The 9,589-nt window shown below is 52.9% G+C and carries 9 protein-coding genes and 1 tRNA gene; 7 read left to right on the forward strand and 3 right to left on the reverse strand.

Annotated elements, in window-relative coordinates; translation table 11 throughout:
- Positions 1–253: 253 nt before the first annotated feature.
- The 3 genes from ACETWG_06745 (at position 254) to ACETWG_06755 (ending at position 1,602) form a co-directional block, all read left to right on the forward strand.
- A complete protein-coding gene (locus ACETWG_06745) occupies positions 254–661 on the forward strand; it encodes a hypothetical protein (GenBank protein ID MFB0516286.1) in 408 nt (135 codons plus the stop codon).
- Positions 662–717: 56 nt separating this feature from the next.
- Positions 718–792: transfer RNA gene (locus tag ACETWG_06750), tRNA-Ser, on the forward strand.
- Positions 793–936: 144 nt separating this feature from the next.
- Complete coding sequence (locus tag ACETWG_06755; GenBank protein ID MFB0516287.1) at positions 937–1,602, forward strand: hypothetical protein; 666 nt, start codon at positions 937–939, stop codon at positions 1,600–1,602.
- Between the two features lie 2 nt (positions 1,603–1,604).
- On the opposite strand, the gene ACETWG_06760 is transcribed toward ACETWG_06755, so the two are convergent.
- The 3 genes from ACETWG_06760 to ACETWG_06770 all read right to left on the reverse strand — a co-directional run bounded on the left by ACETWG_06760 (position 1,605) and on the right by ACETWG_06770 (position 6,132).
- Positions 1,605–2,234 (reverse strand): hypothetical protein, encoded by a 630-nt coding sequence (locus ACETWG_06760; GenBank protein ID MFB0516288.1) that lies wholly within the window; start codon positions 2,232–2,234, stop codon positions 1,605–1,607.
- A gap of 288 nt (positions 2,235–2,522) precedes the next feature.
- A complete protein-coding gene (locus tag ACETWG_06765) occupies positions 2,523–4,244 on the reverse strand; it encodes a tetratricopeptide repeat protein (protein ID MFB0516289.1) in 1,722 nt (573 codons plus the stop codon).
- Between the two features lie 7 nt (positions 4,245–4,251).
- The gene (locus tag ACETWG_06770; protein MFB0516290.1) at positions 4,252–6,132 is read right to left on the reverse strand and encodes an FG-GAP repeat domain-containing protein; all 1,881 of its coding nucleotides are present in this window, start codon (positions 6,130–6,132) and stop codon (positions 4,252–4,254) included.
- Between the two features lie 428 nt (positions 6,133–6,560).
- Between ACETWG_06770 and ACETWG_06775 the strand changes: the two genes are divergently transcribed.
- The 4 genes from ACETWG_06775 to ACETWG_06790 all read left to right on the forward strand — a co-directional run.
- Positions 6,561–7,403, forward strand: a complete 843-nt coding sequence (locus ACETWG_06775) for an MBL fold metallo-hydrolase (protein MFB0516291.1) — start codon at positions 6,561–6,563, stop codon at positions 7,401–7,403.
- A 96-nt stretch (positions 7,404–7,499) separates the two neighbouring features.
- Positions 7,500–7,685 carry a hypothetical protein gene (locus ACETWG_06780; protein ID MFB0516292.1) on the forward strand — a complete coding sequence of 62 codons (186 nt, stop codon included), beginning with the start codon at positions 7,500–7,502 and terminating at the stop codon, positions 7,683–7,685.
- Between the two features lie 102 nt (positions 7,686–7,787).
- On the forward strand, positions 7,788–8,351 hold the full coding sequence (locus ACETWG_06785; protein MFB0516293.1) for an Ig-like domain-containing protein: 564 nt from the start codon (positions 7,788–7,790) through the stop codon (positions 8,349–8,351).
- Positions 8,352–8,400: 49 nt separating this feature from the next.
- Positions 8,401–9,589, forward strand: a 1,189-nt coding sequence (locus ACETWG_06790; GenBank protein MFB0516294.1) for a hypothetical protein, incomplete at its 3' end; no start/stop codon positions are given.

A 9,589-nucleotide genomic window follows, 5' to 3' on the forward strand; every position in this document is an offset into this window, starting at 1 on the left:
ATAGTGCTTAAGGTGAATTAAGTTTGACTATATGCTTGGCCCGCCAATGGGAGCATCCTCCATCAAAAGATTTTGCTGCTCTTTTTCTTGCCTCTGAGTTAACATTACCCCACTTGATACACAATAATCCCCTTGTCAAAGAGTTTTGGTCGTTTTTATTGGCTGGGATAAGGAAAAAATTCTTGCCACCAATAGTTAATAACCATAAATTAAGATTGTTAATTTATCTGCTCCAACAGCAAAAAGGTAAAAAATGGACAAAGAATCAAAAATTGCTGCATTACAAGAAATTATTCAAGAGTATAATCTCAAAATAACAGAGCTTCAAGCTGCACGTTCCGCTGTAGAAAGGGCACTTATGTGGCTTACTCGAACGAACGGACAATTGGAAATTGATGAGTTCGTTACAGCGCCAAAATCAGGGCAGATCGGCCCAACTGAAGCTGTGAAGGGTCTATTTGACTCTAATCCAAGCAAAAGATGGAGTGCAAGAGAACTCAGGGACAAGCTTGAACAAATGAAGAATGAAGGGAAATTAGTGACCAACGCTAGAGACCTCCTGACAACTGTTCATTGGCTGTTATTGGATTTTGTTAACAAAGAATATATTGAAAAGTACGGAGCACGCCATAAGGCAACGTATCGAAAGAAGGTATTGTAGTCTGCTGTAAGCTAAAAAATAAGGGCGGCACAGCATAGACGCTGACCGCCCCTAATAGCCCCATACCTCAATTGGAATAGAGGAACGACTTGCTACGTCGATAGTTCCGGGTTCGAATCCCGGTGGGGCTACTAATTAAAGTAGCTAATTCAATACATTTTTCCAAGAGAAAAATGATCCTACACCTATAGTAGCGGTAGTAACTAGCCTACTGTGGAGCCTTGAGTACTTGCTTATATTGTAACAGTAATATTAACCTTCTCCGGTGAGCAGTAATGGGAATTAGTAATAACATACAGGAAAAGATCGGGCTTGGCTATCAACCGATACCATCTATATGGGATGGTAGCGACGCCGAATTGCTTGAGAGATTATTAGATTTCTATCCTCGGCATCGCCCAAACCTTATCTTGGATGCCACAGTAAACATTGGGCGATTTTGGCGGGGCAGTATCCGCCCTGTCATTGGCCTTGATATTGATAAACGCTACAGACCATCAGTCGTAGGAGATAATCGCTGGATGCCATTTGCTAATGAATCATTCGATGTAGTCATCTATGACCCCCCACACATTCCTAATCAAGGAAAAGATAGGTCTAAAGATTTCAATATTCGGTTTGGCCTGGTTCTCAGATCATCCGCTGAGAACGATTACAACTTTTCATATCTTTATCCGCCATTTGTTGAGGAAGCTTATCGCGTTCTTCGCCCAGAAGGTATTCTTTTCTGTAAAATAACGGATTACGTCCATAACCATAGATACCAATGGGCGCATATTGAGCTTGTAATAGCTGCTTCCAACGCTGGATTTTGCCCTTGCGATTGCATTGTAAAGTTCAGAAAGGGGCCAATTGTTGATCCAAAGTGGAAAAATGCCCATCATGCACGCAGGCAGCATTGTTACTGGCTCGTATTTCGCAAGTCTAAGAAGTGCGAGTAGTCTTAAGCATCGACCTGCAAATCCCATTCTAAAAGCATCTCACAGTGTATTATACCCAGATTTCTAATCTGACATTTGCCATCTGATCCGTCAAAGTGAACGTGAAAAATCATGATATTATCCCTATACACGTCACCACCTATACTACGACGGCCTTTGCGATAACCGACCGGACTTAGCCCCTCTGCTTTTATTAACCGAAACAAACTAACAGGTACCTCAAGAAGCTGGTAATGAATCAATGGAGGATTCCAGATGGCCCGGAGCATTAGGATCACGTCATATTTATCCAAGTGCTCCATTACCCTAGAAACGAGGACTTGTGCTTTCCAAGGTTCCTTTTCAGTCGTACACAATTTTGTAATATTGATCTTATCTGCCTTCGTACCAGTCCCAGTTTCTGTTTTTAGAGATATTCGAGAATTCTCAACAATAAGATCATGCGTCGGCTGATTGAGGGCAGTCCCCTTGATTAACGTGAATGGTTTCTTTACCTTTTTAAAAGCTTCCTCAACCAGCGCTTCGAAGTAGATTCCTTGGGGTGGAATAAGTCTGTAAATAGAATGGTGAACATTGATCAGTGTACGCAACGCAAGCTGAAAATCGTCTGGAAATAAACCGCTATGCGCCATAATTAATCACTTCCCCTTACTGCTGCAACGACTATCATTATCTTCGTCAATTCCGGTACTTAGCGCAAGAGATTTTAAGTTAGAACACTACCCTAAATCCGATACTCGCAACTCGTAATCCGCAACCTTCCCGACCTGCTCTCAACCTTTGCCCTGCTCGCTTCACCAACACTTCTGAACTTTCCATTCTGCAATTTTAATTTTGCAATTTCCATTTTGAACTCGAAACTAGAAACTCGTCCCGAAAGACTCCCTTTGTGAAAACTTGTAACTTGTAACTCTTATCCCCTACGGCCCTTCTTCTTCCTCCATATACAGGCTGGCCGGCAGGGTGGTATCCCCCAGGGCCACCGCCCGGCGAAAATAGGCCCGCGCCCGCACCTGGTCCTCCAGCCGCCGGTAATACCAGCCCAGCTCCCGGTAATGTCGGGGGTTGCGCCGGTCCTGGCTGATGCGCAGCTCCAACCGCTCCCGCTCCCGCCGCCGGCTGTGACGCTCCCGGAACTCACGCATATACTGACCGGCTGCGGCGCTGTCACCGGCCGCATAGGCCACCCGCCCCAGGCGGTATAGCACCGGCTCGTTGCGCGGGTCACGCTTATACAGCCAGAGCAGCTGCGACCGGGCCGCCTCCCATAAGCGCCGACGAATAAGCGCCTCTACCATCTTGGTACGCACCGCTATATTCTCCGGGTCCAGCCGTAGCACCACGCTGTAATAGTAGGCCGCGAAATCGTCCTCCACCATCGCCGCCGCCACGTCGCCCAGAAGATCGTAGACCGCCGCCGCGCTGTCCTCCCGCATCAGCGCGCTGAACAACAGCAGCTCCGCCTGCGGGTACTCCCCCCGCACGTAATGGGTCAGACCCCGGCGCTGATAGGCCTCCCACCGCTCAGGCTCCAGGCTGCTGGCTACCAGGTATTGCGACAGGGCCGTATCGTAGCGGTCACGCGCCAGGTGGATGTCACCCCGACCGATCCACGCCTCGTAGTATGTCGAATCCTGGCTCAGAAGCGTATCGAACACGGCAAAAGCCAGCGAATCCCAGTGCAGGGCACCCAACGAACGTCCCAGATACAGCTGGGCCTTCAAATGATGGGGCAGCCTCGCGGTCACAAACGAAAGCTGCTCAACCGCCTCCTCGTAATCGCCGATCTCGTACAGCGCCAGGCCATAGTTGTACCTGGCACCCACGTGCTCTTTATACCGGGTGACGTAACCACCCAGGACTTCCGCCGCGCGCTCATAATCGCCCACCTCCACCTGTGCCCGCCCCAGCCAGTAGCCGGTCACCTCCGTCTCCGGCGCGGATGCCAGCCCCTGCTCCAGCACTGCCACCACCTCCCGCCAGCGGCCCTGGGTGATCAAAATGTTCGCCGCAAATTCATAGGCCAGCGAATACTTCGGATATAAGCGGTAGGTCGCCTGGAATTCCATCAGCGCCGAGTCCGGCTGGTCAGTCTTGAAATAGACCAGCCCCAGCTGGTAATGGTATTTGGCCGCGGTACTGTCCAGTGCCAGCGCCTGAGAATAGCACTCCTTGGCCTGCTCAAGTGAATCCAGATCGTACCAGACGTTGCCCAGCGCAAAATGGGCCTCGCCGCTGGTGGGATTCAACTCCAGGCTGTATCCCAGATCGCTGATCGCCTGCGAAAGGTAGCCGGCCCGATGCTCGGCCGAACCCAGCTTCTGGTAAAGGGTCGCATTCTCCGGCTCAACCTCCAGCGCCTGGCGATACCAGACCGCCGCCAGGCTGTCATCCCCCTGGGTGGTGGCGACTCGCGCCAGCAGGTCATAGCACTCCACACACTCCGGCTCGCGCGCGAGGATCCCCTGCAGCCTCGCCGTGGCCTGGTCATACCGGCCCAACTCAAAATACCGCACCGCATCAGCATAGGGATCCCGGATCTGGCCGCCAACTGCAGCCACCAGCAACCCGACACCAACTACCACCCCCGCTGCCGCCAACACGCTTGACCCCCCACGCCCCACTTTGATCCGCAAATCCATCACTACCCTACGGCTCCAGCTCCACCCTGGTCAGGGGATAGGTACGATTCAGCGGCGTCAGATGGTGGTGGCTCTCGAATCCATCCGGCCATTTCACCACCACATCCACCGCCCTCACCTTAGAGGATAAATAGAGGCTGAAAGGCCTGGGATCGGTCACCAGATAACGGCCGGTGAAAATGCCCGCCGGCGAACTGGTCACCAGCAGCTGGGCACCGATGGCGGTGGTGCCGGGCTGGTCCGCTCCTGGCCATAGGCCCACGTACACGGGCTGCTCGTCCAACTCCCGCTTCCATACCCGGACCAGTCCCGCCGGATAGGTGGCAATAACCTCCTCCACGCCATCGCCGGTGAGGTCCACCACCAGGTAGCGTTCCGCCTCTTGCAGCACCGGGAGGGTGTCCAGCCCGACATAGCCGGGCAGATCAAACCGCGCCATGGGTAGCCCGAAAAAGGCAGCGTCGGGCGCCGCCGCTGTGACCCGCGGCACCAATAAGGTCGTATCTAGCAGCATCGGCGCGGCCATCTCGACAGCGCGGAAACGGTGCTCCTCGTCACTCAGTAATATCCGTCGCTGCAAAGCAGTAGCCTCAACAACCGGCTCCGTAACCGCCGAATCCACGGGCGCACCCCAAGCTGAAACCAGAGAACTGTCCTGTACAACATCTGCCGAATCTACTGCCACCGCGTCCACCACTGCTGTGTCTACCGCTGCTGTGCCTACCGCCGAAGTGTACACTGCTGCCGGCTCCCGCACATGTTCGTAACTGGCATCAGCTAACAGCAGGTCAACCGTGCCGCTGAAATCAAGATCGACCGCCGCAGCCGTCGTGGCCTGGTAGGGAAATCGGGGCTGAAAGAGTCCGGTCTGGTAATGCCCTTCAAAGAACAGCCCCCGGCCATCGTTAAGCATCAGCAGCATCTGCCTGTCCTGGCTGATGAAAAGCAGGTCCGGATGACCATCCTGGTTGGCGTCCAGCGTCAGGACCTGGCTCCATTCCCGCTCGCTGCCGTCCGGCGCCAGGGCCACTCCCGCGAAAAGACCCGCTTCTACAAAACCCGTGTCAGCAGCCCCTAGATACAAAAGATTGGGCGAGCAGTAAGAGAGCACGAAGAGGTCCAGGTAGCCGTCGCTGTTGGCATCCAGCAGCTTCACCGCCAGCGAGCGGCTGCTGGTATCGGCCAGACCCAGGGCCGCCGTCATCTCTCGAAACCTACCGCTGCTGTCACCCACAAACAGGCGATTGGGCGCCGGCTCGTACAACTGCGGATCACAAAAGGTCCGCCGCCGGGTCTCCGGATCAAAACAGACCAGCGTGTCGCCGCTGGGATAGTCCAGATAATTAGCCACGTACAGATCCAGATAGCCATCCCGATTGGCATCGAAAAAGACCGCCTCGGTCGACCAGTAATCGTTTGCCAGGCCCGCTGCGACGGTCACGTCGCGCCACCGCCGACCACCCTCGTTGTGCAGCAAACGGTCGGTACCATACATGCACAGGTATAGGTCCAGGTAGCCGTCACCGTCCACGTCCCCCACCGCGGCATTGCCGGCCGGCGGAAAGTGAGTCAGGCCGGTCTCGGCGGTCACCTCAACCCAGGCCGTGTCATCCTGGCGGTAAAGCCGGTTCAGTCCGACGTAGAGCGAATCGGCCACGTGCGGGCCGTAGGTGAAAAGGAGGTCAAGGTCACCGTCCCGATCAAAGTCAAAGGGCACCGCCCGGCCCCGGAAGGCCTCCGGCAGATGATAACGCCCGGAAAACGGCAGTCGATCGGGGGAGGCCAGGCCCAGCTCAGGCGTCACGTCCAGCCAGCGAAAATCAGTCTGCCCCACCAGCGGCGATAACATAGCATTCAGCACTAATATCCAGATTATGGGCTGGATCACATCTTTTACCGTTGTTTGCTCGTAATTTGACACCGTTAAACTTAGAGCTTGAACTCTTAACTTCGCTGCTTGATCCGATGCATCGGCCTACCAGACCCGCCCGCTTACCGGCTGCTACGGGCCGCGAAAATAAACCCGAATGCCTGTCGCCCGTCCGTCGCGAAAGTACTGGGATACCCAATATCCGGTGGCATGTCAAAAGGCAAACAAAATGAGTACCCTGAACTTACCTGAAATTGCGCTGCTTGGCGGGTGGAATGCAGACTTCGCACCCTCCCGGTACGGGACCATAACCAGGGTGCCGCCAGATACAAAGGCGTTTACAATAACTCGACAAATTTATTACTTTGTATTATTAATATACAGCTAGGGTCACGTGAAGAATTTGAAAAGCGCGTCGCAGCTCCGATTAATGAAAAGATCATTCCGTGAAGCAGGCCACACATAAACTTCGTTTCTGGGGAGTGCGAGGATCAATCCCCACCGCTGATACGGACAAATACCGCATCGGCGGCGATACTGCCTGTGTAGAACTCACTCTCGCCGATGGCACCCATATCGTCTTCGACGGCGGCACTGGCGTGCGCGGCCTGGGCAACTCCATCGGCCGCCTCCACGAACATAACTACGATATTCACCTGTTCTTCTCCCATACCCATTGGGACCACATCATCGGGCTTCCCTTTTTCGCCCCCTTCCACCAACCGTTCGCCCACGTCCTCATGTACGGCCCCAAACGGGCCGGCAACTCGCTGGAAAACACCATCCAGGGTCTGTTCACCTCCCCCTATTTCCCCCTGGAACCGGAGGATCTGAAAGCCACCATCTCCTTCATCGATCTGGAGCCTGGAAGACACCGCATCAGTGATAGTCTGACCATTGAGTGTGCCCGGCACCCCCACCCGAACGGCGCTATGAGCTACCGCGCGGAAGTGGACGGCTTCGTCCTCACCTATATAACCGACATCGAGCACACCAAGGACCAGCTGGTGCCCTCAGTCCTGAAATTGAGCCGTGACGCCGACGTCCTGATCCACGACAGTCACTTCCACCGCGAAGACCTGCCAGCACATCGCACCTGGGGTCACAGTTCCTGGGAGGAGTGCACCGCAGTAGCCAGGCAGGCCGGCGTGAAACAACTCTTCCTCTTTCACTACAGCCCTAACTATTCCGATCACGACATCTTCGATATGGAGCAGCGGGCTCGCACTGTGTTTCCCCGTACCACCGCCGCTTATCAGGGCCTGGCCCTCGAGTTCCCCGCCAAATAACCACCCTAACCATTGAGACTCTCAAGACCTTTGCCTAACTTTGCCCCCGGCTCTTAGCACGCTTAATGCCTTCAACTGAATTATTGCCTATACCTGATGCCAGCCAGGACCGACAACATCATCTATTGTGACTGCGCCGCGCCCGCACCCCTGCACCCGATGGTCCGGGCCATCGGCCTCAGCCAAAAGGAAGCCAGCCAGTCAGTACGCTTCTCCTTCGGCGATACCACCACTGAAGACGAGGTGCTTACGGTGGCCCGGAATTTGGCCAATGGCAACTAGTGTTGGCCAATTTGGAATTAGTCAGATTTAGATTCTCAGCTCCTTCCAAGCCCAGAAATCCTAACTTTAGGCAGAAACTTGTGAAAGACCAGGAATAGCCCGGTGCTCAGAAAAGCGACATCTTTTCTCCTGCTGTTAGCCTTTGACCTCCTGGCCCAAGCCCCTACCACTGTCTCCACCTATCCCGCTCAGAACGCCCTGAACGTGCCACTGGATACCACCGTCTCTGTCACTTTCGGTGTGGATATGAATCCGGCGACCATTAACCAAAACACATTTGTGGCGCACGGGAGCTATACGGGGAAGCTGAGTGGGACCTACAGTTATAATCCTGGCATGAAAACAGCCACCTTTGCTCCCGAGCAGGCCTTCAAGGTAGGCGAGCTTGTTAGTGTAACTCTGACGACTGGAATCCAAAGCGCAGCGGGAGATACACTGGTAGATCCTTATATATGGTCCTTCACTTTTGCTGTGCTCAACGATAGCGCCACCTTCGCCGCCGCCGACCTGGACGGGGATGGCGACAGCGACCTGGCTGTGGCGAATGCTAGCAGCGGCTACGTGACGGTGCTGCAGATAGCGGCAACGGGACCTATTCTACCGCTGGGAAGAACGCAAGTAACAATGGTTTTTTTGCAGCACAAGTCCATGAAAAATGCAAGATAAATCTAAATAGTTCACAATATCTATTAAACTGAAGAGATAAAAAAGGAAAATGGCTACGAAAAAAAATCCACTGATTAATATCATCCTTTTGTTTGCAATCTTTGCACTTCGCTTAACGATATATGCTCAAATACAAGAAATACCACACCATATTCTTCACGACCCCGTCCTGCTGGAACAGGTAATTGAGAAAAGCGAAATTACCTCACAGGACATCCAGCAAAAATCCCGAAATGGCGAAATCCCGATGGATATGCTTTTAGAACTGTCAAGAGACTTCACCCAACTTGATACCAAAGAAATTTGGGAGGAATTTAGCGGCAATTTTGCGAAACAGTTATACCAACCACAATGGACAACTGACACTCGCACCTTAGACCTTTTACAAATCTTTGATTCCGGATTGCCACCCTTCGACAGAAACGGCAGTTATGTTGGCAGAGTGGTAGCTAATATCGGTGATATAAACGGTGATGACTACAATGATTGGGCACTGGGACTAAGAGATGCTGCTGATTTTAACACATCCGAAAAACTCGGAAAAGTATATATTTTTTTCGGTCATGCTTTACCCACCAACGAACAAGATCCTGATATCATCTTTGAAGGTGAAGCTGGGGGCGACTTATTTGGCGGAAGTGTTTCCTCGGCAGGCGATGTAAATAATGATGGATATGATGATGTGATTGTGGGAGCTCTTGGCAATGATACAGGTGGAATTGGTGCTGGTCGGGCCTACATTTATTTTGGCGGCACTTCAATTGACAATACCGCCGATGTGATATTCACCGGGGAGGCAGCGGGTGACCTCTTTGGCTATAGTGTTTCCTCGGCAGGCGATGTCAACAATGATGGATATGATGATGTGATTGTGGGGGCTAACAGCAATGACGCGGGTGGAACTTGGGCTGGTCGGGCCTACATTTTTTTTGGCGGTAATTCAATGGACCATACTGCTGATGTGATATTCACCGGAGAGGCTGCGGGTGACCACTTTGGCGGAAGTGTTTCCTCAGCTGGCGATGTCAACAATGATGGATATGATGATGTGATTTTAGGAGCTTGCCAGAATAACGCAGGTGGAATTTATGCAGGTCGGGCCTACATTTTTTTAGGCGGCCCTTCAATGGACAATACCGCCGGTGTGATATTCACCGGGGAGGCAGCGATGAACTACCTTGGCGGAAGCGTTTCCTCGGCAGGTGATGTCAACAATGATGGATATGATGATGTGATTG

This window comes from Candidatus Neomarinimicrobiota bacterium, assembly GCA_041862535.1.
Taxonomy (GTDB): Bacteria; Fidelibacterota; Marinisomatia; order SCGC-AAA003-L08; family TS1B11.